The sequence below is a fragment of the Streptomyces daghestanicus genome (genome assembly GCF_020521275.1).
GTDB lineage: Bacteria > Actinomycetota > Actinomycetes > Streptomycetales > Streptomycetaceae > Streptomyces > Streptomyces griseoviridis.
Map to the genome: position 1 here is coordinate 1 of NZ_BNDX01000002.1, position 26,714 is coordinate 26,714.

Sequence of the window (26,714 nt, forward strand, 5' to 3'; positions counted from 1 at the left end):
TGCACGATCGCGTTGGTGACCAGCTCGGAGACGACCAGCGCCGCCGTGTCGCAGGTGTCCTCACACACCGACCAGCCGGTCAGCCGGGCGCGCGTCAGACGTCTGGCCTGGGCGGGCGAGCCCGGGTGGGCGGCCAGCTCGAACCGGAACCGGCGCTCGGCGGCCGGCCCGGAGGCGGCGGCCACCGTGGCGGCACCCGGGCCGTGGGGGCCCGCGGCGGCCTCTGTTCCTAAAGGCGCGGACGGAATCACGCTTGCCACTATCGCCCCGCCGAGAACACTTGGCAAGAGTCACTCTGAAAATTGCAGAGTGCTGTGTGACGTTCTGGACGGGCGTGGCACACTGCTCGCAACAGCACGTCGAGCGGCGCCACTTCGGATCGGGCCCGAGGTCTGACCAGACCCCGGACCGGACCCGCGGAGGGCGCCGCCGGGCTGTCCGCGCGCGCTCGTGGCCGGCCCGACAGCGCTCGGGAACGAGTACGGGCGAGTGCGAACAGGTACGGATCGGTGCCGGCAGGTGACGGACAAGTGCCGGCAGGTGTGAACCGGTACCGACAGTCACGGGCTGGTACGCACGGATACGAGCCAGAACGCGATACGGGACTCTTCGTGGAGGTGGAGCGGTGAGCGAACCGCGGTCCGCGCCGACGGTCGGCCAGGTCGTACTCGGCCGGCGCCTGCTGGACCTGCGGGAAAGCGCCGGGATGAAGCGCGAGGAGGCCGCCCGCATCCTCCGCGTCGCCCCCGCCACGGTCCGCCGCATGGAGATGGCCGAGGTCGCGCTGAAGATCCCGTACCTCCAGATGCTCCTGAAGGCGTACGGCGTCTCCGACGAGGAGGCCGAGGCATTCGTCCTGCTGGCCGAGGACGCCAACAAGCCGGGGTGGTGGCAGCGCTTCCACGACATCCTGCCGGGCTGGTTCTCGATGTACGTCAGCCTGGAGGGCGCCGCGGCCCTCATCCGGTCCTACGAGCCGCACTTCGTCCCCGGGCTGCTGCAGACCGAGGGCTACGCGCGCGGCGTGCTGAAGTCGGGCGCCATCGGCCAGACCCGCCCCGACGACATCGAACGCCACGTCGACCTGCGCATGCGACGCCAGGAACTGCTCACCCGCAAGGACGCGCCCCGGCTGTGGGTGGTGATGGACGAAACCGTTCTGCGCCGCCCGGTCGGCGGCCCGGACGTCATGCGGGAGCAGGTCGACCGGCTGCTCGAGGCCGCGGAACTGCCCCAGGTCACCCTTCAGGTCGTCCCGTTCGAGAACGGACCGCACCCGGGGACGTACGGGCCGTTCGTGCTCTTCCGATTCGCCGTGCCGGAACTTCCGGACATGGTCTACAGCGAGTACCTGACCGGCGCCGTCTACCTGGACGCGCGTACCGAGGTGGCGACCCACCTGGAGGTCATGGACCGCATGGCGGCGCAGGCCGCTACGGCACATCGCACAAAAGAGATCCTCCGGGATCTCCGCAAGGAGCTGTAATGGATCGCATCACGTCCCAGCCCAGGCCACGGGTCCGCGGCCAGCGGATCTACAACGGCATGCCCGCGCGCGAGCTGGGCAGCGAGGGCTGGCACAAGCCGTGGAGCGGCGGCAACGGCGGGAACTGCCTGGAGGCGATGAAACTCGCCGACGGCCGCATCGCGGTCCGCCAGTCCACCGACCCGGACGGGCCCGCGCTGATCTACACGTCCGACGAGATGACGGCCTTCATCCAGGGCGCGAAGGCGGGAGAGGCGGACTTCCTGCTCTCCTGACCCGCGCGCCCCCTTGTCTAAGCACTGCTTGCCCGCTCGCTCCCCTTGGCACCTCCTCCTTGACCCCGGCTTCGACTTGACCGCCACTCACCCCCGTACCGGCTCATCTCCCTGGAGTCCGTCATGACCGGACAGCAGCCCGTCGAGATCGACACGAGCAGACCGCACCCCGCCCGTATGTACGACTGGTACCTCGGCGGCAAGGACAACTACCCGGTCGACGAGGAGATGGGCCGGCAGATGCTCACCCTCGACCCCCGGGTCCCGGTGATGGCACGCGTCAACCGCGCGTTCATGCACCGGGCCACCCGCTGGCTCGTGGGCCGGGGCGTGCGGCAGTTCCTGGACATCGGCACGGGCATACCGACCGAGCCCAACCTCCACCAGGTCGCCCAGGAGGGCGCGCCGGACGCCCGCGTCGTCTACTGCGACAACGATCCCATCGTGCTGGCCCACGCGGCGGCGCTGCTGCGCGGCACCCCCGAGGGGGTGACCGAGTACCTCCAGGCCGACGTCCGCGACCCGGACGCCATCCTGGACGGTGCCCGCAAGGTGCTCGACCTCGACCGGCCCGTCGCGCTGTCGCTCATCGCGCTGCTGCACTTCGTCTCCGACGAGGACGGCGCGCACGAGCTGGTCCGCCGCCTGCTGGCCGCGCTGCCTTCCGGCAGCCACCTCGTGGTGACCCACGCGACCTCCGACTTCACCCCCGAGGAGTCACGGGCGGCCACCGAGAAGCTCAGGGCCGCGGGGGTCACCCTGGCGCTGCGCTCCCGGGCGGAGTTCACCCGTTTCTTCGACGGCCTCGACCTCGTCGACCCCGGCGTCGAGGTGCCCCACCTCTGGCACCCGGAACTCGGCGAGCCGGTCCCCGGCCAGGAGGAAGGCGTCATCCCGGGGTACGGGGCGGTGGCGCTCAAGCGGTGACGCGGGCGCGGGGACGCCGGGCGGCGGGGACGTCGGAGGCGCGGGTCCGGTGGCCCGGTGGTGCCGTGGCCCGTGGCCCGTGGCCCGTGGGGCTGTGGCGCGGGGGTGCCGTGAGGGCGTGAGGGGGGCGGGGCCCGGTGATGCGGTGCGCGGTGAGGTCGTGCGGCTGGGACGCGGTCAAGCCGTGAGCCGGTACGGCTGGGGTGCCGTGAGGGCGTGACGGGGGCGGGGCCCGGTGATGGCGGGCCGTGCCCGGCGGAGCGGTGCGCCGCGTTCAAACCGTCATCGGGCGGTCGTACGGGCCGATCGGCGCCGGCAGGTGTGAGGGGCGGCCGGTCAGGTGCTGGTCGACGGCCGCCGCGACCGCCCTCCCTTCCGCGATCGCCCACACGATGAGCGACTGCCCGCGCGCCGCGTCCCCCGCCGCGAACACCCCGGGCACATTGGTCTCGAACCCGGCGCTCCGCGCGATCGTGCCGCGAGGCTCCAGTTCCAGCCCCAGCCCGCCGACCAGCCCGTCCTCCCGGTCCGGCCCGGAGAAACCGAGCGCGAGCAGCACCAGATCGGCCGGCAGCGTCCGCTCGGCGCCGGGCACCGGGCGCCGCCCGGCGTCCACACCGGTCAGGTGCAGCTCCCGGACCCGGCCGTCCGCGTCCCCGGTGAGCCGGAGGGTGGACGCCGCGAACAGCCGCGCGTCCGCGTCCGCCGCGGGCGCCGCACCCACGTCCCGCGCCTCCTCGTGCGCCGCCGACAACCGGTACAGCCGCGGGTACGTCGGCCAGGGCTCCGCCTCCTCGTCCCGTTCCGCGCCCGGCTGCGCGTAGATGTCCAGCTGGGTCACGGACGCGGCCCCCTCCCGGATCGCCGTACCCAGACAGTCCGCCCCCGTGTCACCGCCGCCGACGATGACGACATGCTTCCCGGCGGCCGACAGCGGGGAAGCGTCCAGGTCCCCCTCGCACACCCGATTGGCCAGCGGCAGGTACTCCATCGCCTGGTGGACCCCGGTCAACTCCCGCCCCGGTAGCGCCAGTTCCCGCCATGCCGTCGCGCCCGTGGCGAGTACCACCGCGTCGTACCGGCACCGCAGCTCCTCGGCGTCGACATCCCGCCCGACCGCGGTGGACGTCCGGAACCGCGTCCCCTCCGCCCGCATCTGGTCGATCCGCCGCTCCAGGTGACGCTTCTCCATCTTGAACTCGGGAATGCCGTACCGCATCAGCCCCCCGATCCGGTCGTCCCTCTCGTACACGGCGACCGTGTGCCCCGCCCGCGTCAGCTGCTGGGCCGCGGCGAGACCCGTGGGCCCCGACCCGATCACCGCCACCGTCCGGCCCGACAGCCGTTCCGGCGGACGCGGCGGCGTGAAGCCCTCCTCCCACGCGCGGTCGCCGATGGCGCACTCCACGTTCTTGATGGTGACGGCTGGCTGGTTGATCGCCAGCACACACCCCGCCTCACACGGCGCCGGGCACAACCGGCCCGTGAACTCCGGGAAGTTGTTGGTGGCGTGCAGCCGCTCGCTCGCCGCCCGCCAGTCCTCCCGGGAGACGAGGCCGTTCCACTCGGGGATCAGGTTGCCCAACGGACACGCCTGGTGACAGAAGGGGATGCCGCAGTCCATGCACCGGTCGGCCTGCTTGGCGACGATCGGCAGCAAGGCCCCCGGGACATACACCTCGTCCCAGTCACGGACCCGTTCCTCCACCGGCCTGCGGGGCCACTCCTGGCGGGGCGTGGTGATGAATCCCTTGGGGTCGGCCATGGCCGTCTTCCTTGCGTGCGCGGGGTCAGGCCGTGCGGTGCGGCCGCACTCTCCCTGTCACGATACGTCCGGCCGGCGACCCCCGCAGAGCAGCGGCGGGGCCCTCCGCCCGACCGCCGTGCCCGGCACCGGGGCGGGGCCCGGGGGACGCGTCCGGTCAGGTGAGCGCCGATATGCCCGGCACCGTCGCCGCGGCCGATGCCGCCGCCGTACGGACGTGGTTCCACGTCGTCCACTCGCTCCCCGTCGTCCGGTGTACGTCATCTGCCCCCGGTGATGTGCCTGCGTGCCTGTGTGCGCCGAATCCCCGCCCGTGTCCATGCCTGCGCCTGCGCCGGCGCCCGAGTCTTCGGCGGACGCCCGCGCCTTCCGGACCAGGGACCTGGCGCATCATGGGTCCGTGGGATGGGAAGCGATCACCTTGGACCGGCTCGGCGACCGGATCGCCGAGCGTCTGCTCGACCTGAAACCGGCCGACGGCAGCCCCTGGTGCCGCGTCGCCTTCGACGGAGCCCCGGCGGCCCGCCCCGACGACCTCGCCGAGCGCGTCGCCGAGGCGCTCCGTCCGCTCGGGCGGCCCTCGCTGGTCGTCGGCGCGGCCGGCTTCCTGCGCCCCGCATCGGTCCGCCTCGAACACGGCCGGCAGGACGCCGACTCCTACTACGACGGCTGGTACGACACCGGCGCCCTGTGGCGCGAGGTCTTCGGCCCCCTCGAACAGGGCGGCGACGGACGTGTCCTGCCCGACCTCTGGGACCCCGTCACCGACCGTGCCACCCGCAGCGCCTATGTCTCCCTCCCGCCCGGCGGCATCCTGCTGCTGCACGGACCCTTTCTCCTGCGCCACTGGTTCCCCCTCGACCTGAGCGTGCACCTCCTCCTCACTTCCGGCGCCCTGCGCCGCCGTACCCCCGAGTCCGAGCGATGGACGCTGCCGGCCTTCGCACGCTACGAACAGGAGGCCGACCCGGCCGGCACCGCGGACCTCCTCGTCCGTGCCGACGACCCACGGCATCCCGCCTGGAACGGCTGACCGGCCCCCATGGCGAGAGCGTCGCCGTGACGGTCGGGACGCGGCGTCAGAGCCAGCCGTTCCGCCGGAAGCCCCGGTACAACGTCACGCAGGCGGCGGCTATCACGCCCAGGACCAAGCCGTAGCCGTACCGCCACCCCAGCTCCGGCATGTGGTCGAAGTTCATGCCGTACACCCCGCAGACCATGGTCGGCACGGCGACGATCGCCGCCCAGGCCGTGATCTTCCGCATGTCCTCGTTCTGCGCGACCGTGACCTGCGCGAGGTGGGCCTGGAGGATGGAGTTGAGCAGTTCGTCGAAGGCGGCTATCTGTTCCGTGGCCCGCGCCAAGTGGTCGGACACGTCACGGAAATAGGCCTGTATCTCCGGGTCGACCACCCGGATCGGCCGGGTGGCCAGCTCCTCCAACGGCCGGCCGAGCGGTACCACCGCCCGCTTCAGCTCCAGCAGCTCACGCTTGAGCTGGTAGATCCGGCCGGGGTCGAGCCGCGCGCCGTCCTCCGCGAACACGGCCGTCTCGACGCTGTCGACGTCCGCCTGCACCGCGTCGATGGCGGTGAGGAAGTCGTCGACGACATGGTCCGCGACCGCGTGCAGCACCGCCGAGGGTCCTTTGGCGAGCTGCCGGGGATCGGATTCCAGCTCCTCACGCAACGGCCCCAGCGAGCCGTGCCGCCCGTGCCGGACCGTGACCACGAAGTCCCGGCCGGTGAAGACCATGATCTCGCCGGTGGTCACCACCTCGCTGGTGGCCGTCAGCTCCTCGTGCTCGACGTAGCAGATGGTCTTGAAGACGGCGAAGAGCGTCTCCCCGTACCGCTCCAGCTTCGGACGCTGATGGGCCTCCACGGCGTCCTCGACCGCCAGCGGATGGAGGTCGAACAGCTCCGCGATGCCCGCGAACTCCTCGTCCGTCGGCTCGTGCAGGCCGAGCCAGACGAAGCCGTCCCGGCGACTGCGGACCCGCTCCACCGCGTCGACCAGGCCCACGCTCTCCGGGATGCGGACCCCGTCCCGGTACGTCACGCAGTTGACCACCGATGAGCCCAGGGGAGAACGCGCGGGATGGCTCAGATCGACACGCGGACGCCGCCGGGCCAGCCTCGCCGCGCGACGGAGACGCCCGCCCTTGCCGAGGCTGGTCACCCTCCGCAGATTCCCTGCCATGGACATATGGATCTCCTACCGTGGCTCCTCTTGCGCCGGGCTTCCCGCGCCTGCCGCGCCAGTCTGCCAGGCCGCCGCAGAGCGCGTGCGAGCCTGTGGAAAGGGCGGATTCCGCTTGGTTCCGGGCTGTGGAAAACCCGTGACGGGCAGCGGGTGACCGCCGGCCGGCCCGCGGACCCGCCTGTCCGGGCCGGGAACGCAGGCCTTCCCGGCGGGGCTCGGCCACACCGGTCGTCCTCGGAGCGTCGCCCGCTTCCGACAAGCCGGGCAACTGGGATGATCGTCGCATGACGCGAACCGACGGATACCTCCTCGACAACCGGCGGACCGAGGCGGGGGAGCGTTTCGACGCCTTCGCCACCCTCTTCGACCCCACGACGTTCCGGCACTTCACCACGATGGGTATCGGGCCCGGCTGGCGTTGCTGGGAGGTGGGAGCGGGCGGCACCTCCGTCGTCTCCTGGCTGGCCAAGAAGGTGGGGCCCACGGGCCGGATCGTCGCGACCGACATCGACACCTCGCGTCTCACCCCGGCCGCCCGGCCGCCGGTCGAGGTGCGCGTGCACGACGTCGGCGCCCAGGAGCCGCCGGGCGAAGGTTTCGACCTGGTGCACGCCAGACTCGTACTCGTCCACGTACCGGAGCGGGAACGGGCATTGCGCTCCATGGTCGCGGCGCTGCGCCCCGGCGGACACCTCCTCGTCGAGGACGCCGACCCCGCACTCCAGCCGCTGCTGTGCCCCGACGAACACGGCCCGGAGCAGCAGTTGGCCAACCGGCTGCGGCACGGCTTCCGCCAGTTGCTGGCCCGGCGCGGCGCCGACCTCTCCTACGGGCGGCAACTGCCGCGACTGCTGCGGGAGGCCGGGCTGCGCCGGGTCGAGGCGGACGCCTACTTCCCGGTGACCTCACCCGCCTGTGCGGCCCTGGAGTCCGCGACGATCCGGCAGATCCGGGATCAGCTCGTCACCGCCAGCCTCGCCACCGACGAGGACATCGAACGCCACCTCGCGAACGTCGCCACCGGCGCCATGGACCTGGCCACGGCCCCGATGATCTCGGCATGGGGGCGCAAGGCGTAGCGGAGCGGCACACGGGCCAGACCGTCCGCCGGTCGGCCCGCGTCCGGGGGCTGCCCGTGCCCGACTTCGCGCTCCGAGGCGATGGTGTCCCTTCGCCGCGACGGCGCGGCGCCCAGCACGAGGACCACGGTGGGGCGCTACGACTGCCTCGGTACCTCGGCTGTCGCCGAGGGCCGCCCGCCCACCTGCCCGACCGCTGCCGCGCCCGCCCGGCACCCCCGTGCCGCCGCCTCCTCCGGGTCCGCCCCCGACAGCAGGGCCGCGAGAAACGCCCCCGTGAAGGCGTCGCCGGCACCCGTGGTGTCCAGGGGCGCCGTCGGCACGGCGGGAACGTGGGCGCGTACCGCACCGTCACGCGCCACCAGGGCGCCGTCCGCCCCCAGCTTGACGACGACCAACGGCACCCGGCGGCTCAGCTCCGCCGCCGCGTCGGCCGCCCGAGGCAGGCCCGTGAGCAGCAGCGCCTCGTCCCGGTTCGGCAGCAGCACGTCCACCCCGTCGACCAGGGAGAGGAAGCGGTCCGCGCCCAGCTCCGCGAGGAAACCGGCCGACGCCGGATCGAGACTCACCGGCACCGCACGCGCGCGTGCCGCCCCCGAAGCGACCGTCACCAGAGCACGGCTCGGCGCGGAGAACAGGAGGTAGCCCGACAGATGCAGCCACCCGACCCCGTCGAGCAGCGTGTCCGACCAGTCGCCGGCCGCCAGCCGCAGCGAGGCCCCGCTGTCCGTCAGGAACGTCCGTTCGGCCGAGGCGCCCGCGTCGACCAGGCACACGACCGTCCCGGTCGGGACCTCCTCGTCCGCGACCAGACGGGGACGCACCCCGGCGGCCAGCAGCTCCCGCTCGTGCCGGTCCGCGGTGTCCGCGCCGACCCGCCCCAACAGCCGCACGTCCGCGCATCCCCGCTGAGCCGCCCAGCAGGCCACGTTGGCGCCCGCCCCGCCCGGCAGCCGCCGGATGGAGGCGGCCGTGTCCGTGCCGACGGCCAACGGACCGGCGGGCCGGACCACGATGTCCGTGATCACGTCCCCGACGACCAGCAGCGCGCCGCCCGGCCCCGCAGCCGGACCCGGCCCCGATGCCGGACCCGGCTCCTCCGTCGCACCAGGCTCCTCCGTCACACCAGGCTCCGCCGTCACACCAGGCTCCGCCGTCACACCAGGCTCCGCCGTCGCACCAGGCTCCCCCCCCGTCACACCTGGGTCCAGGCTGCCGCCACCCGCGCCGCCAGCCAAACGTTGCCGCGCACCGCCGCCAGGTTGGCGCTCAGCGAGGCCCCATCCGTGTGCCGTACCAGGTGATCGAGGAGGAACGGCGTGACCGCCTGCCCGGTGACCCCGCTCTCCGCGCACGCCCGCAGCGCGTCGGCGAGCACCCGCGCGTGCACCTCGGGATCGAGCTGCTCCTCCACCGGGACGGGGTTCGCGACGATCAGTGCCGACTCGGACACCCCGAGGGCGTCCTGCGCCCGCATCACCGCCGCCACCTGCTCCGGTGTGCGCAGCGTCCAGTCCACCGGTTGCCCCGAGTCGGACAGGTAGAAGCCGGGGAAGCGGTCCGTGCCGTACCCGGCCACGGCGACCCCGAGCGTCTCCAGCCGCTGCAACGTCGCCGGTACGTCCAGGATCGACTTCACCCCGGCGCAGACCACGGTGATCCGGGTACGTGCCAGCAGGCCCAGGTCCGCCGACTCGTCCTGGGTGACCGTCCACTCCCGGTGCACGCCGCCCAGCCCGCCGGTGGCGAAGACCCGGATGCCGGCTCCGGCCGCCAGGGCCGCGGTCGCCGAGACCGTGGTCGCCCCGCTCGCCCCGCCGGCCACCGCCAGGGGCAGGTCGCGGTGGCCCAGCTTGCGTATACCGTCCTCACCGGCGACCCGTTCGAGCTGCTCCTTGCCCAGTCCCACGTGCGGCCGCCCGTCCAGCACAGCGATCGTCGCCGGTACCGCACCCTCCCGCCGTACCGCCTCCTCCAGTTCCCGTGCCACCCGGAGATTCCGCGGGCGCGGCAGCCCGTGCGCGATGATCGTGGACTCCAGGGCCACCACGGGCCGCCGTGAGTCGAGCGCCTCCCGTACCTCTTCCGACACCACCAGCACCACAGGTACGCCTCCTGTCCGTCGGCTCTTCCTCATCTCTGGCGGGCGTGGCACCGGACGAAACCCTTGCGGTGCCCCTGACACGGCACCAGGCTGGTGACCATGACGGACAACACGGCACGCCTCGACCACGTCGTTCTCTGGGTGCGCGACCCGCTGGCCGCGGTCGGCTTCTACGAGAAGGCGCTGGAGATGGATCCGCTGCGGGTCACCGAGTTCACGGCGGGAACGGTGCCGTTCCCCTCCGTGCGCCTCAACGAGGAGACGATCTTCGACCTCATGCCGCTCGCCATGGCCTCGCGAATGACGATGCTGCCCCACTCAGCCGCAGGCGCGGGGCACCCGGTCAACCACGTCTGCCTGTCCCTGCCCGAAGACGGTTTCGAGGCACTGCGCGACCGCCTGGAGGCGCAGGAAGTCCCCGTCTCGGAGTACTCGTACGACTCCTACGGAGCCCGCGGCATGGCCAGGCGCAGCTTCTACTTCACCGACCCCGACGGGAACATCTTCGAGGCCCGGCACTACGCGTGACGTGACCCTGGGGGACCGCCCAGCGCGCGGCAGCCGACAGCCCCGTGCCGACGCGCCGGCGGCCCCCGACCGCCCCGGCACCGTCAGAACAGCGGCTCGGGGAGGACCCCCTCCAGGGCGAGCAGCTTCCGCTTGGTCTCCAGACCGCCCCCGAAACCGCCGATGCCGCCGTCGCTCTCCACGACCCGGTGACAGGGCACGACCACCGGCAGCGGGTTGGCGCCCATCGCCGTCCCCACGGCCTGCGCCGCCCCTGGCTGGCCCACGCGTCCGGCGAGCCGGCCGTACCCGATGACCGACCCGTAAGGGACACCCCTCGCCAGCTCCCGCAGCACCTCGCGGTTGAACCCCGATATCAGCGACCAGTCCAACGGCAGGCCGAAGACGTGCCGCTCACCGGAGAAGTACGCCGCCAGCTGCTCCGCCGCCCGGATCAGCAGCGGGGCTCCGGGTGCCTCCACCGGCTCGGTGCCCAGCCGGGACGCGAGCCGGTCCAGTGCCCGGTCGCGGACCGGCCCGGTGGCGTGGAAGACGACGTTGACCAGCCCCTCGCCGGTCGCGGCCAGCAGCAGCGGACCGATGCCGGTACCGACGACGGTCCACACCACCCGCTGCTCGTACTGCCCATGGCTGTCCATGCACACCACCGTACGATCCGCCACTGACAACGCCGCCCGGAACCGGCGGCCACCCGCGGTGCGGGCGCGCTCAGCCGGTGTCCGGTAGCTGCCCGCGTGTCGCGGCCAGGACCACGTCGGGCCTGTTCGTGATGATCCCGTCGACGCCGTACCCGGCCGTGAGCCGGGCGCCGGCCGCGTCGTCGACCGTCCAGGCGAAGACCTCCATCGGCCTGCCGTGCGGCCCGGTGAACGCCTGCACGGCGGACACGTAACCCAGCGAGAGGGAGTCGTGCGAGGGGTTGATCTGGTCGGCGAACCCGGCGTACGCGGGCAGATCCGCCACGGCCGGCGTGCCCAGGAGCCCGGTCTTCACGGCCGGCTTCAGCTCATGGACGGTCCGCACGCTGTCCGCGCTGAAGCTCTGCACGATCAGCCGCCCGGCGACGTGCCGCCGGTCCAGCCAGCCCTCGTTGCCCAGGACCTTGAGCGTCTCCCGCTCGATGCCGGGGTACAGCTCGGGGCTCTTGATCTCCAGCAGCAGCTTCTGCCGATGCCGCTCGACCCGGGCGACGTACTGCTCCAGCGTCGGCACGCGCGCGCCCGCGTAGGCGGCGCCGAACCAGCTCCCGGCGTCCAGGCGGGCGATCTCGGCGGCGGTGAAGTCCTTCACCTTCCAGGGGGCCCGGCCGGGGAAGACCTCCTCGACGTCGGTCGTGCGCCGCAGGCTGTCGTCATGGATGACGACCAGCTCGCCGTCCTTCGTGCGCTGGACGTCGTTCTCCACCCAGTCGATGCCCAGCTCGGCCGCCTTGTCGACGGCGGCCAGGGTGTTCTCCGGGGCGTAGGCGGAGGCGCCCCGATGGGCGATGACCACCGGCCCCGGACCGCCGTGGGACGCCTGGGCCGAAGAGGCGGGCGCCAACAGCGCCGCCCCCAGGAGTGCGGTGGTCGTGACGGCAACAGCGCGCGCGTGCATGCGTACTCCTCGCGTCAGGGGAACACGAACAGCACCACTGTGACAGCACAGCGTCAAGAAGGGAGGGGCGCAGAATGATCACATGCTCAACGGAGTTGCTCAACTGCGCTCACGGGGACGGCACAACTGAGGCAAGGCCGTGATTCTTTGCCGGAGAATCGTTCGACCATTCCGGTGGGGGTCATACTTCTCTGGACCCTGACCGCTCGTGCGGTCCTGGGAGGGGGACGCACATCGGGGAAGCCACATCCAAGAGGGCGGAAGGGTAACCGCGCATGCAAGGCACGGTCGACGGATTCAGCTACGGACTCGTCACACCGCTGGTGGCCTACCTCATGGCCTGTCTCGGCGGTGCCCTCGGCCTGCGCTGCACCACCAGATCCATGCTGGTCACCCACTCCTGGCGGCCCGGCTGGCTGGCCCTGGGCTCGGCGGCGATCGGCTCCGGCATCTGGACCATGCACTTCATCGCGATGATGGGGTTCAGGATCGAGGACACGCCGATCCGCTACGACAGAGCCATGACGTTCGCGTCGCTGGCCGTCGCCATCGTGATGGTGGGCATCGGCATCTTCATCGTCGGCTACCGCGGCGCGGGCGGCACGGCGCTGTTCACCGGCGGCACGATCACCGGACTGGGCATCGCCTCGATGCACTACCTGGGTATGGCCGGCATGAGCCTGGACGGAACCTTCGAGTACAACACGGTCACCGTGGCCCTGTCCGTCGTCATAGCGATGGCCGCCGCCACGGCGGCCCTGTGGGCGGCCGGCCAGATCCGCGGCTTCCTGTGGACCGTGGGCGCGAGCCTGGTCATGGGCCTCGCCGTCGCCGGCATGCACTACACGGGCATGGCCGCGCTCGACGTCCATGTGCACGGCTCGGCGGTCCCCGCCGCGGGGGATTCGCCCACCACGCTCCTCGCCCCCATGCTGGTCGGCCCGCTCGCCTTCCTGCTCCTCGCCGCCGTCGTCGTGATCTTCGACCCGCTCATGGTGATGGGAAAACCCGCCCCGCGCCCGGTCGAGCACAAGCCGGGCATCCCCGCCCACACCGTCACACGCTCCGGGCCGGCCCGGAGCCCGGGGACCCGCCGCCCCACCCTCCGGTACCGCCGCCCACCGTCCCCCGGTCGCTCGCGGACCCCGCAGAACCGCTGATCGGGGCCCATTGTCAGTGGGGGGTCGTACGGTGGATGGCATGCGGCCCGTTTCCCACATCGAACGCACGGTGGCGCCCTTCGAGGTCGTCAGCCCCTACCAGCCGAGCGGCGACCAGCCGGCGGCCATCGCCGATCTCGCCCGGCGCATCCAGGCAGGTGAGAAGGACGTCGTCCTGCTCGGCGCCACCGGCACCGGCAAGTCCGCCACCACCGCGTGGATGATCGAGAAGCTCCAGCGGCCGACCCTCGTGATGGCCCCGAACAAGACCCTGGCCGCCCAGCTGGCCAACGAGTTCCGCGAGCTGCTGCCGAACAACGCGGTCGAGTACTTCGTCTCGTACTACGACTACTACCAGCCCGAGGCCTACGTCCCCCAGTCGGACACCTACATCGAGAAGGACTCCTCGATCAACGAGGAGGTCGAGCGGCTCCGCCACTCCGCGACCAACTCGCTGCTCACCCGCCGTGACGTCGTCGTGGTCGCCTCGGTCTCCTGCATCTACGGCCTCGGTACGCCCCAGGAGTACGTGGACCGCATGGTCCCGCTCCGCGTCGGCGACGAACACGACCGCGACGAGCTGCTCCGCCGCTTCGTCGACATCCAGTACACCCGCAACGACATGGCCTTCACCCGCGGCACCTTCCGGGTCCGCGGCGACACCATCGAGATCTTCCCGGTCTACGAGGAGCTGGCCGTCCGTATCGAGATGTTCGGCGACGAGATCGAGGCGCTGTCCACGCTCCACCCCGTCACCGGCGAGATCATCAGCGACGACCAGCAGCTCTACGTCTTCCCGGCCTCCCACTACGTCGCCGGCCCCGAGCGCATGGAGCGGGCCGTCAACGACATCGAGAAGGAACTGGGGGAGCGCCTGGCCGAGCTGGAGGGGCAGGGCAAGCTCCTGGAGGCGCAGCGCCTGCGCATGCGGACGACGTACGACCTGGAGATGCTCCGCCAGATCGGCACCTGCTCCGGCGTCGAGAACTACTCGATGCACTTCGACGGCCGCCTGCCCGGCTCCCCGCCGAATACCCTGCTGGACTACTTCCCGGACGACTTCCTGCTCGTCATCGACGAATCCCACGTCACCGTCCCGCAGATCGGCGCCATGTACGAGGGCGACGCCTCCCGCAAGCGCACCCTCGTCGACCACGGCTTCCGGCTGCCCTCCGCCCTCGACAACCGCCCGCTGAAGTGGGAGGAGTTCCAGGAGCGCATCGGGCAGGCCGTGTACCTGTCGGCCACCCCCGGGCAGTACGAGCTGTCCCGGTCGGACGGTGTCGTGGAGCAGATCATCCGCCCGACGGGCCTCGTCGACCCCGAGGTCGTCGTCAAGCCCACCGAGGGCCAGATCGACGACCTGGTCCACGAGATCCGTACGCGCACCGAGAAGGACGAGCGCGTCCTGGTCACCACCCTCACCAAGAAGATGGCCGAGGACCTCACCGACTACTTCCTGGAGCTCGGCATCCAGGTGCGCTACCTGCACAGCGACGTCGACACACTGCGCCGCGTCGAACTGCTGCGGGAGCTGCGCGCCGGTGAGTACGACGTCCTGGTCGGCATCAACCTCCTGCGCGAGGGCCTCGACCTGCCCGAGGTCTCCCTGGTGGCGATCCTCGACGCGGACAAGGAGGGCTTCCTGCGCTCCGGTACGTCCCTGATCCAGACCATCGGCCGCGCGGCGCGCAACGTCTCCGGTCAGGTCCACATGTACGCCGACAAGATCACCCCGGCGATGGAGAAGGCCATCGACGAGACCAACCGCCGCCGGGAGAAGCAGGTCGCCTACAACAAGGAGCGGGGCATCGACCCCCAGCCGCTGCGCAAGAAGATCAACGACATCGTCGCGCAGATCGCCCGCGAGGACGTCGACACCGAGCAACTGCTGGGCTCGGGGTACCGCGGCCAGTCCAAGGACGGCAAGGGCGCGAAGGCCCCCGTCCCCGCCCTCGGCGGCAAGGCGGCCAACGGCGGCAAGCGCGCCAAGGGCAAGGCCAAGGAGACGGTACCGACCGACCGGCCCGCGGCCGAGCTGGCGGAGCAGATCGAGGAGATGACCGCACGCATGCGGGCCGCCGCCGCGGACCTCCAGTTCGAGATCGCGGCACGACTGCGCGACGAAGTCTCCGAGATGAAGAAGGAACTGCGCCAGATGAAGGAGGCCGGACTGGCCTGACGGCGTGCGCGGACACGCGCTGTGTTGCAGGACCGACACAAAGCGCGAAGCGGGCTACGACGGTGTCGGTGCCCCTGCGTAGGGTCGGGGCAACCGCGGGCGTCGCGGCGACAGGGGACCGCTCGAACGAGGGGAAGCAGCGCGTGACCGTCAACATGACCAAGGGCCAGGCGATCAGTCTGGAGAAGGCCGACGGCGGCAGCCTGACGTCGGTGCGCATGGGTCTCGGCTGGCAGGCGGCTCCCCGGCGCGGCCTGTTCGGGTCGCGGACGCGGGAGATCGACCTGGACGCCTCCGCCGTGCTGTTCGCGGACAAGCAGCCGGTCGACGTCGTCTTCTTCCAGCACCTGGTGAGCGACGACGGCTCGGTGCGTCACACCGGGGACAACCTCGTGGGCGGTGTCGGCCAGGGCGACGACGAGGCGATCCTCGTCGACCTGGAGCGGGTCCCGGTCCACATCGACCAGATCGTCTTCACCGTGAACTCCTTCACGGGCCAGTCGTTCCAGGAGGTGCAGAACGCCTTCTGCCGCCTGGTGGACGAGACCAACGGTCAGGAACTCGCCCGCTACACGCTCGCCGGCGGTGGCGCGTACACGGCGCAGATCATGGCGAAGGTCCACCGGTCCGCCAACGGCTGGACGATGACGGCCCTCGGCTCCCCGGCCAACGGCCGGACCTTCCAGGACCTGATGCCGACCATCCTTCCGGTGCTGTAGCGCGGGAGGCGCCGGGGCCACCCGACGGCCGGGCCGCCGACCTGGACAGGCGGACGCCTCCAGGAGACGGAGGTGGGCCGTCGGCCGGGCACGACGTGCGGGCCACCGGCCGGGGACGGGCGGCGCGCCGGCCGAGGCGGTGCGGAGCGGACGGGTGACGCGGGGGAGAAGGCGATGACGGCCGAGCTGGTGCGGGGACAGAACCACCCGCTGCCCGGGACCCGGCTGGAGATCCGTGTCTCCGCCGGCACCCCGGTCGTGGCCGCCGCCACCCTCGGTGACGCCGAAGGCAAAGTCCTGGGAGCCGAGTGGGTGGCACATCCCGGCACGCCCGCTCTGTCCGGCCTGGAGGTCTCCCGGCAGGCGACCGCGGACCACCGCCTCGCCGTCGACCTGGACGCCCTGCCGGACGCGGCGCACCGCGTGGACGTGCTGCTCGCCCTGCCGACCGCCGACGCGACGCGAGCCGGACGGCGTGGACCGGCGCGTTTCGGGGCCGCCGCCGCTCCCTTCGTCACCGTCACCGACCTCAGCGGTGCCGAGATCGCCCACTACACCCTCACCGGGCTGGACGCCGAGACCGCGGTCATCGCCCTGGAGCTGTACCGCAGACAGGGCGCCTGGAAAGTACGTGCCATCGGCCAGGGCTACGCCGGCGGCCTCGCCGAGCTGCTCACCGACCGGGGACTGCCCGAGGCACCTTCCCTCGCCCGTGTGATCCACGAGGCGGCGGCCCGGAGCCCGGCCCGCCAGGCGCCCACCCCGCCGCGTCCGTCCGGCAGCGAGGGCGACCGCACCCGGCAGGCGGTCACGCCGGTACTCGGCCCCGACCCTGCGGGGGCGCCCCCTCAGGGTGCCGGTCCGGGACCGGAGTACGAGGCGGAGTACGGGGACCCCGGAGCGAAGCCGACGCTCCAGGGCGCCGACCCGGGGCAGCCCGCGCCCGCCCAGCCGCTTCCGTCACCGCCCCCGCCGCCTGCCCGGTCCCCGTCCCGGCCCCCCGAAGGCGGGCCGGTCGACTACCGCCATCCGCGTCGGCGGACCACAACCCCAGCGCCGTCACAGCCGCCCCCGCCCGCCGCCTCACCCACGCCCCCGGGCCGCCCCGCGCGGCCGGTCGCCGGTGATGCCAACGGCTGGTCCATGGACGAGCGGCTCTACAACCAGGTCTGGGGCATGTTCGAGGACTTGGCCCGCAGCGTGGCCGCCTACCGCAGCGGCGTCGCCTTCGCGGACTCCCGGCTGGAGAAGGAACTCGACCAGGTGCTGTCCGACCCGCGTGCCCGCGTCGGCGGGCAGGGCGACACCGCCCGCGAGTCGGCCCGTGCCCGGCACGAACGACTCGTCGCACGGGCCCAAGAGGTCCTCGACCGTGACCTCGCCCAGCTCGCCACGGAGGCCGAGGCGGTCGAGGCGGCCCTGCCACCGGCGTACGCCCGCTGGGACAGCCCCGTCTGGCACGGCTACCGCGTGCCGGTGGAGATGCCCATGGCCCTGCGGCTGGGTGACCTCCGGCTGCCGGAGGCCGGACACGTGCCCATCCCGATGCTGGTCCGGCTCCCCCTGGAACGGGGACTGTGGATCGACAGCGGGCACACCGAGTCGCCCGGCGATCCCTCCGCCGACGCCCATGGGCCGCGGAGCCTGGCGCTGGAGACGGCCGTGGCCCACACGGCCCGGCTGCTCGCCGCTCATCCGGCGGGCGGGTTCACCGTGCACGCCGTCGACGCGGCCGGGTCGGGAGCGCGGACACTGGCGCGCCTGGTACGGGCCGGGGTACTGGCGGCGCCGCCGGCCGTGGGCGCCCGGGGCGTCGCGGACGTGCTCACCCGGCTCACCCAGCGCGTCGACCTCGTACAGATGGCCGTGCGCGGCGGCGCCGCCGACTCCCTGCCGCCCGGCTTCGACACCTCCCGGCAACTGCTGATCGTCCACGACTTCCCGCGCGGCTTCGACGATCGCGCCGTGAACCAGTTGCGGTACCTGGCGGACGAAGGCCCGTCCTACGGCGTGCATCTCATGATGGTCGCCGACCGCGAGGACTGCGCCGGGTACGGCCCGCTGCTCGACCCGCTGTGGCGCGGGCTGCTGCGGCTGACCCCGGTGGCCGACGATCACCTCGCCGACCCCTGGGTCGGCCACGCCTGGACCTACGAACCCGCGCTCGTGACCCCCGGCAGTCAGGTGCTCGCCCGGGTGCTCGACCGGGTCGCCGCCGCCCGCCGGTCCGTCGGCAGGTGACCCGCCCGGCTGTGGACGATCGCGGAGCCAAGCGCTGGTAAAGGCCGCCCATCAGGGGTTTTGAGCGTAATTTGCAGAACCCTTTACCAATCCTTGGTGATTGAGGTACTGTTTTTCCTACGGAGGGGAGTACTCCCTATCTGCTGCGGCGTGCCCGTCAATACGGATCAGGCCAGATCCCGGGGCGTCGGCCCGTGGGCTCCGTGTGCTTCGAGCGCACCGGATGCCCGGGGTGGAAGAGACCTCCGGCAGCGACGACGCTGACATCTGCCGTTACGTACTGCCGGAGGCGCAGTGGAAGTTACGACGACCTTGTGGGTCCTGACCGTTCTGGGCCTTGCCGCCCTCATCGCGGTCGATTTCTTCATCGGGCGCAAGCCGCACGATGTGTCGATCAAGGAAGCGGGAATCTGGACGGGCGTCTGGATCGCCCTGGCCGCGCTGTTCGGGCTCGGCCTGCTGCTGTTCGGCGGTGGCCAGCCCGCCGGCGAGTTCTTCGCGGGCTTCATCACCGAGAAGTCCCTGAGCGTGGACAATCTCTTCGTCTTCGTTCTGATCATGGCGAAGTTCGCGGTGCCCTCGCAGTACCAGCAGCGAGTGCTCCTCGTCGGCGTACTCATAGCCCTGGTGCTCAGGGCCGTCTTCATCGCCGCCGGCGCCGCGATCATCGCCAGCTTCGCCTGGGTCTTCTACATCTTCGGAGCGTTCCTGATCTACACCGCCTGGAAGCTGATCCAGGAGGCCAGGGCCGATGAGGAGGACGAGGAGTACGAGGAGAACAAGCTGCTGAAGGCGGCCGAGCGCCGCTTCGGCGTGGCCGACCGCTACCACGGCACCAAGCTGTGGATCCAGCAGAACGGCAAGCGGGTCATGACCCCGATGCTGGTCGTGATGCTCGCGATCGGCACCACCGACGTCCTCTTCGCCCTGGACTCGATCCCCGCGATCTTCGGTCTCACCCAGGACCCGTACATCGTGTTCACGGCCAACGCGTTCGCCCTCATGGGCCTGCGTCAGCTGTACTTCCTCATAGGCGGCCTGCTGAAGAAGCTGGTCCACCTCTCCTACGGTCTGTCGATCATCCTGGGCTTCATCGGAGTCAAGCTCGTCCTGCACGCGCTGCACGAGTCCGGTGTCCATGTCCCGGAGATCAGCATCCCGGTCTCGCTCGGCGTCATCTGCTCGGTCCTGATCGTCACCACGATCACCAGCCTCCGGGCCACCCGGAAGCAGGCCGCGGCCGAAGCGGCCGGAGCGAAGGACGAAGAGGCTCCGAAGAAGAGCATCGACGTCTGACCCCCGAGACCGGTACGACCGGCACGGGCACCTCGGACAGGGCCGGGAGCGGCGCACGGCACATCGCCGTGCGCCGCTCCCGGCACCGTCCGCCCGGCGAGTCCACCCCCGACCGGCACCGGTCCACCGGGACCATCCCTCAGCCGCCCCCCGACCGACCCCAGCCGACCCCGCCCGCTTTCCTGATCGACCCCGGCTGTCCCCGGGCAGTCAGCCCCCCGGCGCACTCGGTCAGCCCGAGACAGGCTCCGCGACCGCCGCCGGTACCGGACGCGTCTCCGGCAACAGCGCGAAGCATCCGAGGCTGAGCAGGGCGATCAGCGTCAGATACGCGCCCACGGCCCAGGGCACGCGACCCCCCTGCTCCGCCAGAGCCGTCGCCACGACAGGGGTGAGAGCGCCCCCGATGACGCCCCCGAGGTTGTAGCCGACCGCGGCCCCCGTGCACCGCACCCGGGGCTCGTACAGTTCCGGCAGATACGCGGCGACCACCGAGAACATCGTGATGAACGCCAGCATCGCCCCCAGGAAGCCCAGGAACATCAGCAGCGGCGCGCCGGTCGCCAGGAGCGCCACCATCGGGAACATCCACACGGCCGCCGCCGCACACCCGCCCAGACACAGCGGGCGCCGCCCGTAGCGGTCGCTGAGCAGCGCGAACACCGGCGTGAGCGCGCCTTTCACCACGACCGCCGCCATGACGCAGACCAGCATCACGCTCCGGTCCACGCCGAGCCGCTCCGTCCCGTACGAGAGGGACCAGGTCGAGACGGCGTAGAAGAGGGCGTACCCGACCGCCAGCGCGCCACCGGTCAGCAGGACCAGCCGCCAGTGGTCGCGCAGCACCTCGGCGATCGGGACCCGGGCGCGGTCCTCCATCTCCAGGAAGCGGGGGCTCTCCGCGAGCGACGCCCGCAGCCACAGCCCGACCAGGGCCAGCACACCCGCCGCCCAGAACGGCACCCGCCACCCCCACTGCGCGAACTGCGCCTCGGACAGCGACGCGGAGAGCGCCAGCACCACACCGTTGGCGAGCAGGAACCCCAGCGCGGGCCCGACCTGCGGAAAGCTCGACCACAGCGCGCGCCGTTCGGCCGGGGCGTGCTCCGCCGTCAGCAGCACGGCGCCGCCCCACTCCCCGCCCAGCCCCAGCCCTTGCAGGAAGCGCAGCGCGATGAGGAGCAGGGGAGCCGCCACCCCGATGGAGCCGTACGTCGGCACACAGCCGACCGCGACCGTGGCCGCCCCGGTCAGCAGCAGTGACAGGACGAGGACCGGCCGTCGCCCGTGCCGGTCCCCGATGTGCCCGAACAGCACCGACCCCAGCGGCCGGGCCACGAACCCGACCCCGAACGTGCCGAAGGCGGCCAGGGTGCCCGCCAGCGGGGAGACGGTCGGGAAGAACAGCGGGCCGAGGACCAGGGCCGCCGCGGTGCCGTAGACGAAGAAGTCGTAGAACTCGATCGCGGTGCCGGCGAGCGCGGCGGTGGCCAGTCGCGGCATGGAGGGCGCCTTCACGGCGCGTACGTCGTGCATGCTGCGCCAACCACCCTCGGTGACCAGTGGTTACGGGGCGCTCAGGGGGCATGCGGGGCGGTGGACGACGATGACGCGCCGGGCGGACGCCGTGATAGACCGGGGCCGACGGCGGTCCCACGACCGCACCACCCGACGGACCGGAGGAACCGTGCCCCGCACCCTGGCCAACGCCCCGATCATGATCCTCAACGGCCCCAACCTGAACCTCCTCGGTCAGCGGCAGCCGGAGATCTACGGGTCCGACACGCTGGCGGACATCGAGGCGCTGTGCGTCAGGACGGCGGACGCGCACGGCGGCGCGGTGGACTTCCGGCAGTCCAACCACGAGGGCGAACTGGTCGACTGGATCCACGAGGCCCGGCAGAACCACTGCGGGATCGTGATCAACCCGGCCGCCTACTCGCACACCTCCGTCGCGATCCTGGACGCGCTCAACACCTGCGACGGCCTGCCGGTGGTGGAGGTGCACATCTCCAACATCCATCAGCGCGAGCCGTTCCGGCACCACTCCTACGTGTCGCAGCGCGCCGACGCCGTCATCGCGGGATGCGGTGTGCAGGGGTACGTGTTCGGTGTCGAGCGGATCGTCGCGCTGGCCGGGACGGGCCGGACCCGGGCCTGAGCCCGCCGGGCCGCCGGCCCGGGGCGGGAAGGGAACGGGGAAGAGGCCGACGGCCCGGATCACACGGGAGACGGTCCTCCCGCGTGGGGCGGCACCAGTTCACCGCGCGGTGGCGCACGCCGGGAGCGCGCGTACGAGGCCGCTGCGTGCGGAGGATTCACACGGGGCGCGCGCGGCGCCCACGCCCGGCGCGGCACGCCTCACAGGGACAGGTGCACGTGCCGGTCGAGCCGCCCCCGAAGCCCGACGCTCCGGTGCCGGACACCTCCTGCCCGGCGCCCCGCCCGCCACCCCGGGGCGCTCCCGGGCGCCCGCTCAGGCAGCCGGCGCCGGCCCTCGCGGTGCTCACCACCCGCGGGCGCGCCACTCCGGCAGGTGCGGGCGTTCCGCGCCGAGCGTGGTGTCGTTGCCGTGGCCGGGATAGACCCAGGTCTCGTCCGGCAGCGGCTCGAAGATCTTCGTCTCCACGTCGTGGATCAGGCTCGCGAACGCCTCCGGGTCCTTGCGGGTGTTGCCCACCCCGCCCGGGAAGAGGCAGTCCCCGGTGAACACGTGCGGGTGCCCGTGCGGGTCGTCGTAGACCAGGACGACCGAGCCCGGCGTGTGCCCGACGAGGTGGCGCGCGGTGAGCCGTACGCGCCCCACCCGGACGGTGTCGCCGTCGTCCAGCGGCACGTGGGTGGGGACGGGGATGCCCCCGGCGTCGTGCCGCCCGGCGTACGTGCGGGCGCCCGTGGCGGCGACCACCTCGGCCAGTGCCTGCCAGTGGTCGGCGTGCCGGTGGGTGGTGACGACGGAGGCGATGCCGTCGGCGCCGATGGTGCCGAGCAGCGTCTCCGCGTCGTTCGCGGCGTCGATCAGCAACTGCTCGTCGGTGGCCCGGCAGCGCAGCAGATAGGCGTTGTTGTCCATGGGGCCGACCGCGACCTTGGTGATCATCAGGTCCTTGAGTTCGTGCACGTCGGCGGGTCCGCCGACCCTCACCTCTCCGCTGTACGTCATGGCGGTCAGCCTACTGGCGGCCAGGTGCGGCCGGGGACCCGCGAGCGGGGCTACAGCGGCGGGAGCGCCGGGAGCGGGCCGCCGGTCACGGTGAGGCCCGAGCCGCCGCGGCGGCCGGAGAGCCAGCCGAGCAGGTCGGCCGGGGCACCCGTGACCGTGATCTCGGGTTCCTGGGCCTCCCGTCCCGTGCGCCACGCGCGCGTGCCGTCCGTGAGGCGCGTCGGCGCCACCTCCGGGTGCCCGGCGAACCGGTCGGCGAGGAAGCCGGTCTCCCGCTCGGTGAAGTCCGCGGGCAGGTCCTCCAGCTCGTGGCCGATGCCGAGGTCCACGTGGTGCAGCGCGACCTCGGCCCACCGGCGGAACGGCAGCGCCGAGGCCGAGTCGGTGACCCCGTTGCGCAGCACCACGGTGCGCGACCAGTCCGCCGGTACGGCCGCCGCCCGCTGGAACCGGGCCGCGCTCTCGCGGACGTCGTCGAGGTGCGCCGCGAGGGGGCGCGGGGCGTCCCGCTCGATGTCGGCGTCCCGGGCCTCGGCGCCTGCGTACATGGGCCGCCCTTCGAGGACGTTGACGAGCGCGTCCGCGTTGCGGGCCAGGTGGGCCAGGACATGGCCCACGGTCCAGCCGGGCAGGCGTGACTGCTTCGTCACGGACGCGTTGTCCAGTTCACCGACCGCGCTGAGCAGCCGGTCGGTAGCGTCACGTACAGACGCCAGGTCATGCGCGTGATCCATCATGCCGCCGACCCTAGACCGCGTCACCCCTTCGGGTGAAGGCGACGGACCGCGTCCGTAAATCGAATGCACGTGCTATATGGTCGGGAGCGGCGTCGGGCATGCTGGAGAGCCGGGGTTTGTTGACAACCCGTGAATCCGACCGGCGTTGTCAGTGGCTCCCCCTAGTCTGAGAAGGACGGGGGCCCCGCCCCTGTCACTTCTCTCAAGAAAGGTGCGGACCGGCGTGGCCGACCGTCTCATCGTCCGTGGCGCGCGCGAGCACAACCTGAAGAACGTCTCGCTCGACCTGCCGCGTGACTCGCTCATCGTCTTCACGGGTTTGTCCGGGTCGGGCAAGTCCTCCCTGGCCTTCGACACGATCTTCGCCGAGGGCCAGCGGCGCTACGTGGAGTCCCTCTCCTCGTACGCCCGGCAGTTCCTCGGCCAGATGGACAAGCCGGACGTCGACTTCATCGAGGGCCTCTCCCCGGCGGTCTCCATCGACCAGAAGTCGACCTCGCGCAACCCGCGCTCCACGGTCGGCACCATCACCGAGGTCTACGACTACCTGCGCCTGCTCTTCGCGCGCATCGGCAAGCCCCACTGCCCCGAGTGCGGCCGGCCGATCTCCCGCCAGTCGCCTCAGGCCATCGTCGACCGCGTGCTGGAGCTGCCGGAGGGCAGTCGCTTCCAGGTGCTGTCGCCGCTGGTGCGCGAGCGCAAGGGCGAGTTCGTCGACCTCTTCGCCGACCTCCAGACCAAGGGCTACTCCCGCGCGCGGGTGGACGGCGAGACCATCCAGCTCGCCACCCCGCCCACGCTGAAGAAGCAGGAGAAGCACACCATCGAGGTGGTCATCGACCGCCTCACCGTCAAGGACTCCGCCAAGCGCCGCCTCACCGACTCGGTCGAGACCGCGCTCGGTCTGTCCGGCGGCATGGTCGTGCTCGACTTCGTCGACCTCCCCGAGGACGACCCCGAGCGCGAGCGCATGTTCTCGGAGCACCTGTACTGCCCGTACGACGACCTGTCCTTCGAGGAGCTGGAGCCCCGCTCCTTCTCGTTCAACTCGCCCTTCGGCGCCTGCCCCGACTGCACCGGCATCGGCACGCGCATGGAGGTCGACGCCGAGCTGATCGTCCCGGACCCGGACAAGTCCCTGGACGAGGGTGCCATCCACCCCTGGTCGCACGGGCACACCAAGGACTACTTCGCCCGCCTGATCGGCGCCCTCGCCGACGCCCTGGGCTTCCGCACGGACATCCCCTTCGCCGGCCTGCCCCAGCGCGCCAAGAAGGCCCTGCTGTACGGCCACAAGACCCAGGTCGAGGTCCGCTACCGCAACCGGTACGGCCGCGAGCGCCGGTACACCACGGCGTTCGAGGGTGCCGTCCCGTTCGTCAAGCGCCGGCACAGCGAGGCCGAGAGCGACTCCAGCCGGGAGCGCTTCGAGGGTTATATGCGCGAGGTGCCCTGCCCCACCTGCGAGGGCACCCGCCTCAAGCCGCTGATCCTCGCGGTCACGGTCATGGGCAAGTCCATCGCCGAGGTCTCCGCGATGTCCATCAGCGACTGCGCGGACTTCCTCGGCGAGCTGACCCTCAGCGACCGCGACAAGAAGATCGCCGAGCGCGTCCTCAAGGAGGTCAACGAGCGGCTCCGGTTCCTGGTCGACGTAGGCCTCGACTACCTCTCGCTCAACCGCGCGGCCGGCACCCTCTCCGGCGGCGAGGCCCAGCGCATCCGCCTGGCCACCCAGATCGGCTCCGGCCTGGTCGGCGTGCTCTACGTCCTCGACGAGCCGTCCATCGGCCTGCACCAGCGGGACAACCACCGGCTGATCGAGACCCTGGTCCGCCTGCGCGACATGGGCAACACGCTCATCGTGGTCGAGCACGACGAGGACACCATCAAGGTCGCCGACTGGATCGTCGACATCGGCCCCGGCGCCGGTGAGCACGGCGGCAAGGTGGTGCACAGCGGTTCCGTCAAGGAACTGCTCGACAACGCCGAGTCGCAGACCGGTCTCTACCTGTCCGGCAAGAAGGCCATCCCGCTGCCCGACGTACGGCGTCCTCTCGACCCGTCCCGGAAGCTCACCGTGCACGGCGCCCGCGAGAACAACCTGCGGGACATCGACGTGTCCTTCCCCCTCGGCGTCTTCACGGCCGTCACCGGAGTCTCCGGCTCCGGCAAGTCGACGCTGGTCAACGACATCCTGTACACCCACCTCGCCCGCGAGCTGAACGGCGCCCGCAACGTGCCCGGTCGGCACACGCGTGTGGACGGCGACGACCTCGTCGACAAGGTGGTCCACGTCGACCAGTCGCCCATCGGCCGCACCCCGCGGTCCAACCCGGCGACGTACACCGGTGTCTTCGACCACATCCGCAAGCTGTTCGCCGAGACGACGGAGGCGAAGGTCCGCGGCTATCTGCCCGGCCGGTTCTCCTTCAACGTCAAGGGCGGCCGCTGCGAGAACTGCGCCGGCGACGGCACCATCAAGATCGAGATGAACTTCCTCCCGGACGTCTACGTCCCCTGCGAGGTCTGCCACGGCGCCCGGTACAACCGGGAGACCCTGGAGGTCCACTACAAGGGCAAGTCCATCGCCGACGTGCTGAACATGCCGATCGAGGAGGCCACCGACTTCTTCGAGGCGGTCCCCGCGATCGCCCGGCACATGAAGACGCTGAAGGACGTCGGCCTCGGCTACGTCCGGCTCGGCCAGTCCGCGACCACGCTCTCCGGCGGCGAGGCCCAGCGCGTCAAGCTCGCCAGCGAGCTGCAGCGACGCTCCACCGGCCGTACGGTCTACGTCCTGGACGAGCCGACCACCGGCCTGCACTTCGAGGACATCAGCAAGCTGCTGACCGTCCTGTCCGGCCTGGTCGACAAGGGCAACACGGTCATCGTCATCGAGCACAACCTCGACGTGATCAAGACCGCCGACTGGGTCGTCGACATGGGTCCCGAGGGCGGCGCCGGCGGCGGCCTGGTGGTCGCCGAGGGCACCCCGGAGCAGGTCGCGAGCGTTCCGGCCAGCCACACCGGCAAGTTCCTGCGGGACATCCTCGGCGCCGACCGGATCAGCGACGCGGCCCCGGTGAAGGCCACGCGCGGTACGGCGGCGAAGAAGGCGGCCCCCCGGAAGGCGGCGGCGAAGAAGACGGCCGCCAAGAAGACGGTGGCCAAGACCCCCGCGAAGGCTCCCGCGAAGGCCCCCGCCAGGAAGGCGAGCGGGACCAGCACGTCCTGACCCGCCCGCACCGG

Annotated in this window: 23 protein-coding genes; 13 read left to right on the forward strand and 10 right to left on the reverse strand. The window is 71.8% G+C overall.

Going from position 1 to position 26,714, the window contains the following annotated elements; all coding sequences use genetic code 11:
* The coding region (locus Sdagh_RS00115; protein ID WP_372478404.1) for an ATP-binding protein at positions 1-287 on the reverse strand (287 nt) is incomplete at its 3' end.
* 338 nt (positions 288-625) lie between these two features.
* On the opposite strand from Sdagh_RS00115, the gene Sdagh_RS00120 reads away from it, so the two are divergent.
* From Sdagh_RS00120 to Sdagh_RS00130, 3 genes are all read left to right on the forward strand, one after another.
* Positions 626-1,486, forward strand: coding sequence for a Sco1979 family transcriptional regulator (locus tag Sdagh_RS00120; protein ID WP_189423682.1), 861 nt, complete (start codon positions 626-628; stop codon positions 1,484-1,486).
* Entirely contained in the window at positions 1,486-1,761 is a 276-nt protein-coding gene (locus Sdagh_RS00125; protein ID WP_189423680.1) for a DUF397 domain-containing protein, read from the forward strand. The genes Sdagh_RS00120 and Sdagh_RS00125 overlap by 1 nt, the downstream gene beginning before the upstream one ends.
* A 123-nt stretch (positions 1,762-1,884) precedes the next feature.
* Complete coding sequence (locus Sdagh_RS00130) at positions 1,885-2,688, forward strand: SAM-dependent methyltransferase (RefSeq protein WP_190078254.1); 804 nt, start codon at positions 1,885-1,887, stop codon at positions 2,686-2,688.
* Positions 2,689-2,962: 274 nt separating this feature from the next.
* Here the strand turns inward: Sdagh_RS00130 and Sdagh_RS00135 are convergent, their stop codons facing one another.
* Complete coding sequence (locus Sdagh_RS00135) at positions 2,963-4,453, reverse strand: glutamate synthase subunit beta (RefSeq protein ID WP_189423678.1); 1,491 nt, start codon at positions 4,451-4,453, stop codon at positions 2,963-2,965.
* Positions 4,454-4,853: 400 nt separating this feature from the next.
* On the opposite strand from Sdagh_RS00135, the gene Sdagh_RS00140 reads away from it, so the two are divergent.
* Positions 4,854-5,486, forward strand: coding sequence for a nucleoside/nucleotide kinase family protein (locus Sdagh_RS00140; RefSeq protein WP_189423676.1), 633 nt, complete (start codon positions 4,854-4,856; stop codon positions 5,484-5,486).
* Positions 5,487-5,532: 46 nt separating this feature from the next.
* Here Sdagh_RS00140 and Sdagh_RS00145 read toward each other — a convergent pair whose 3' ends face one another.
* Positions 5,533-6,660, reverse strand: a complete 1,128-nt coding sequence (locus Sdagh_RS00145; protein WP_189423674.1) for a magnesium and cobalt transport protein CorA — start codon at positions 6,658-6,660, stop codon at positions 5,533-5,535.
* Between the two features lie 281 nt (positions 6,661-6,941).
* Here Sdagh_RS00145 and Sdagh_RS00150 point away from each other — a divergent pair, with 281 nt between their 5' ends.
* The gene (locus Sdagh_RS00150; RefSeq protein WP_190078255.1) at positions 6,942-7,736 is read left to right on the forward strand and encodes a methyltransferase; all 795 of its coding nucleotides are present in this window, start codon (positions 6,942-6,944) and stop codon (positions 7,734-7,736) included.
* Between the two features lie 137 nt (positions 7,737-7,873).
* Here the strand turns inward: Sdagh_RS00150 and Sdagh_RS00155 are convergent, their stop codons facing one another.
* Positions 7,874-8,860, reverse strand: coding sequence for a carbohydrate kinase family protein (locus tag Sdagh_RS00155; RefSeq protein WP_372478405.1), 987 nt, complete (start codon positions 8,858-8,860; stop codon positions 7,874-7,876).
* Positions 8,861-8,931: 71 nt separating this feature from the next.
* Positions 8,932-9,840, reverse strand: coding sequence for a pseudouridine-5'-phosphate glycosidase (locus Sdagh_RS00160; RefSeq protein ID WP_190078257.1), 909 nt, complete (start codon positions 9,838-9,840; stop codon positions 8,932-8,934).
* A 99-nt stretch (positions 9,841-9,939) separates the two neighbouring features.
* On the opposite strand from Sdagh_RS00160, the gene Sdagh_RS00165 reads away from it, so the two are divergent.
* Complete coding sequence (locus Sdagh_RS00165; RefSeq protein ID WP_190078258.1) at positions 9,940-10,368, forward strand: VOC family protein; 429 nt, start codon at positions 9,940-9,942, stop codon at positions 10,366-10,368.
* 83 nt (positions 10,369-10,451) lie between these two features.
* Here Sdagh_RS00165 and Sdagh_RS00170 read toward each other — a convergent pair whose 3' ends face one another.
* Both Sdagh_RS00170 and Sdagh_RS00175 read right to left on the reverse strand, forming a co-directional pair.
* The gene (locus Sdagh_RS00170) at positions 10,452-11,006 is read right to left on the reverse strand and encodes a methylated-DNA--[protein]-cysteine S-methyltransferase (protein WP_190078259.1); all 555 of its coding nucleotides are present in this window, start codon (positions 11,004-11,006) and stop codon (positions 10,452-10,454) included.
* A gap of 70 nt (positions 11,007-11,076) precedes the next feature.
* Entirely contained in the window at positions 11,077-11,964 is an 888-nt protein-coding gene (locus Sdagh_RS00175; protein ID WP_189423662.1) for a glycerophosphodiester phosphodiesterase, read from the reverse strand.
* A 275-nt stretch (positions 11,965-12,239) separates the two neighbouring features.
* Here Sdagh_RS00175 and Sdagh_RS00180 point away from each other — a divergent pair, with 275 nt between their 5' ends.
* From Sdagh_RS00180 to Sdagh_RS00200, 5 genes are all read left to right on the forward strand, one after another.
* Positions 12,240-13,124, forward strand: coding sequence for an MHYT domain-containing protein (locus tag Sdagh_RS00180; RefSeq protein ID WP_189423660.1), 885 nt, complete (start codon positions 12,240-12,242; stop codon positions 13,122-13,124).
* Positions 13,125-13,164: 40 nt separating this feature from the next.
* Positions 13,165-15,306 (forward strand): excinuclease ABC subunit UvrB, encoded by a 2,142-nt coding sequence (uvrB, locus tag Sdagh_RS00185; protein ID WP_189423658.1) that lies wholly within the window; start codon positions 13,165-13,167, stop codon positions 15,304-15,306.
* A gap of 143 nt (positions 15,307-15,449) precedes the next feature.
* A complete protein-coding gene (locus Sdagh_RS00190; RefSeq protein WP_189423656.1) occupies positions 15,450-16,025 on the forward strand; it encodes a TerD family protein in 576 nt (191 codons plus the stop codon).
* A gap of 174 nt (positions 16,026-16,199) precedes the next feature.
* A complete protein-coding gene (locus tag Sdagh_RS00195) occupies positions 16,200-18,266 on the forward strand; it encodes a TerD family protein (protein ID WP_190078260.1) in 2,067 nt (688 codons plus the stop codon).
* Positions 18,267-18,560: 294 nt separating this feature from the next.
* Positions 18,561-19,562, forward strand: coding sequence for a TerC/Alx family metal homeostasis membrane protein (locus Sdagh_RS00200; protein ID WP_190012052.1), 1,002 nt, complete (start codon positions 18,561-18,563; stop codon positions 19,560-19,562).
* Positions 19,563-19,793: 231 nt separating this feature from the next.
* Here the strand turns inward: Sdagh_RS00200 and Sdagh_RS00205 are convergent, their stop codons facing one another.
* The gene (locus Sdagh_RS00205) at positions 19,794-21,065 is read right to left on the reverse strand and encodes an MFS transporter (RefSeq protein ID WP_190078269.1); all 1,272 of its coding nucleotides are present in this window, start codon (positions 21,063-21,065) and stop codon (positions 19,794-19,796) included.
* 184 nt (positions 21,066-21,249) lie between these two features.
* Between Sdagh_RS00205 and aroQ the strand changes: the two genes are divergently transcribed.
* Complete coding sequence (gene aroQ, locus Sdagh_RS00210) at positions 21,250-21,723, forward strand: type II 3-dehydroquinate dehydratase (RefSeq protein WP_189423644.1); 474 nt, start codon at positions 21,250-21,252, stop codon at positions 21,721-21,723.
* A gap of 345 nt (positions 21,724-22,068) precedes the next feature.
* Here aroQ and Sdagh_RS00215 read toward each other — a convergent pair whose 3' ends face one another.
* The gene (locus tag Sdagh_RS00215) at positions 22,069-22,725 is read right to left on the reverse strand and encodes an MBL fold metallo-hydrolase (RefSeq protein ID WP_189423642.1); all 657 of its coding nucleotides are present in this window, start codon (positions 22,723-22,725) and stop codon (positions 22,069-22,071) included.
* A 50-nt stretch (positions 22,726-22,775) separates the two neighbouring features.
* Positions 22,776-23,462: a maleylpyruvate isomerase family mycothiol-dependent enzyme gene (locus Sdagh_RS00220; RefSeq protein ID WP_189423640.1), complete on the reverse strand. Its 687-nt coding sequence runs from the start codon at positions 23,460-23,462 to the stop codon at positions 22,776-22,778.
* 223 nt (positions 23,463-23,685) lie between these two features.
* On the opposite strand from Sdagh_RS00220, the gene uvrA reads away from it, so the two are divergent.
* The gene (uvrA, locus tag Sdagh_RS00225; protein WP_189423638.1) at positions 23,686-26,700 is read left to right on the forward strand and encodes an excinuclease ABC subunit UvrA; all 3,015 of its coding nucleotides are present in this window, start codon (positions 23,686-23,688) and stop codon (positions 26,698-26,700) included.
* Positions 26,701-26,714 lie beyond the last annotated feature (14 nt).

Excerpts from the sequence above, each read along its gene's own strand:
- Sdagh_RS00125 (WP_189423680.1), top strand. The coding sequence starts at position 1,486 with ATGGATCGCATCACGTCCCAGCCCAGGCCACGGGTCCGCGGCCAGCGG.
- Sdagh_RS00130 (WP_190078254.1), top strand. The coding sequence starts at position 1,885 with ATGACCGGACAGCAGCCCGTCGAGATCGACACGAGCAGACCGCACCCC.
- Sdagh_RS00135 (WP_189423678.1), bottom strand. The coding sequence starts at position 4,453 with ATGGCCGACCCCAAGGGATTCATCACCACGCCCCGCCAGGAGTGGCCC.
- Sdagh_RS00145 (WP_189423674.1), bottom strand. The coding sequence starts at position 6,660 with ATGTCCATGGCAGGGAATCTGCGGAGGGTGACCAGCCTCGGCAAGGGC.
- Sdagh_RS00150 (WP_190078255.1), top strand. The coding sequence starts at position 6,942 with ATGACGCGAACCGACGGATACCTCCTCGACAACCGGCGGACCGAGGCG.
- Sdagh_RS00165 (WP_190078258.1), top strand. The coding sequence starts at position 9,940 with ATGACGGACAACACGGCACGCCTCGACCACGTCGTTCTCTGGGTGCGC.
- Sdagh_RS00170 (WP_190078259.1), bottom strand. The coding sequence starts at position 11,006 with ATGGACAGCCATGGGCAGTACGAGCAGCGGGTGGTGTGGACCGTCGTC.
- Sdagh_RS00175 (WP_189423662.1), bottom strand. The coding sequence starts at position 11,964 with ATGCACGCGCGCGCTGTTGCCGTCACGACCACCGCACTCCTGGGGGCG.
- Sdagh_RS00180 (WP_189423660.1), top strand. The coding sequence starts at position 12,240 with ATGCAAGGCACGGTCGACGGATTCAGCTACGGACTCGTCACACCGCTG.
- uvrB (WP_189423658.1), top strand. The coding sequence starts at position 13,165 with ATGCGGCCCGTTTCCCACATCGAACGCACGGTGGCGCCCTTCGAGGTC.
- Sdagh_RS00195 (WP_190078260.1), top strand. The coding sequence starts at position 16,200 with ATGACGGCCGAGCTGGTGCGGGGACAGAACCACCCGCTGCCCGGGACC.
- Sdagh_RS00205 (WP_190078269.1), bottom strand. The coding sequence starts at position 21,065 with ATGCCGCGACTGGCCACCGCCGCGCTCGCCGGCACCGCGATCGAGTTC.
- Sdagh_RS00215 (WP_189423642.1), bottom strand. The coding sequence starts at position 22,725 with ATGACGTACAGCGGAGAGGTGAGGGTCGGCGGACCCGCCGACGTGCAC.
- Sdagh_RS00220 (WP_189423640.1), bottom strand. The coding sequence starts at position 23,462 with ATGATGGATCACGCGCATGACCTGGCGTCTGTACGTGACGCTACCGAC.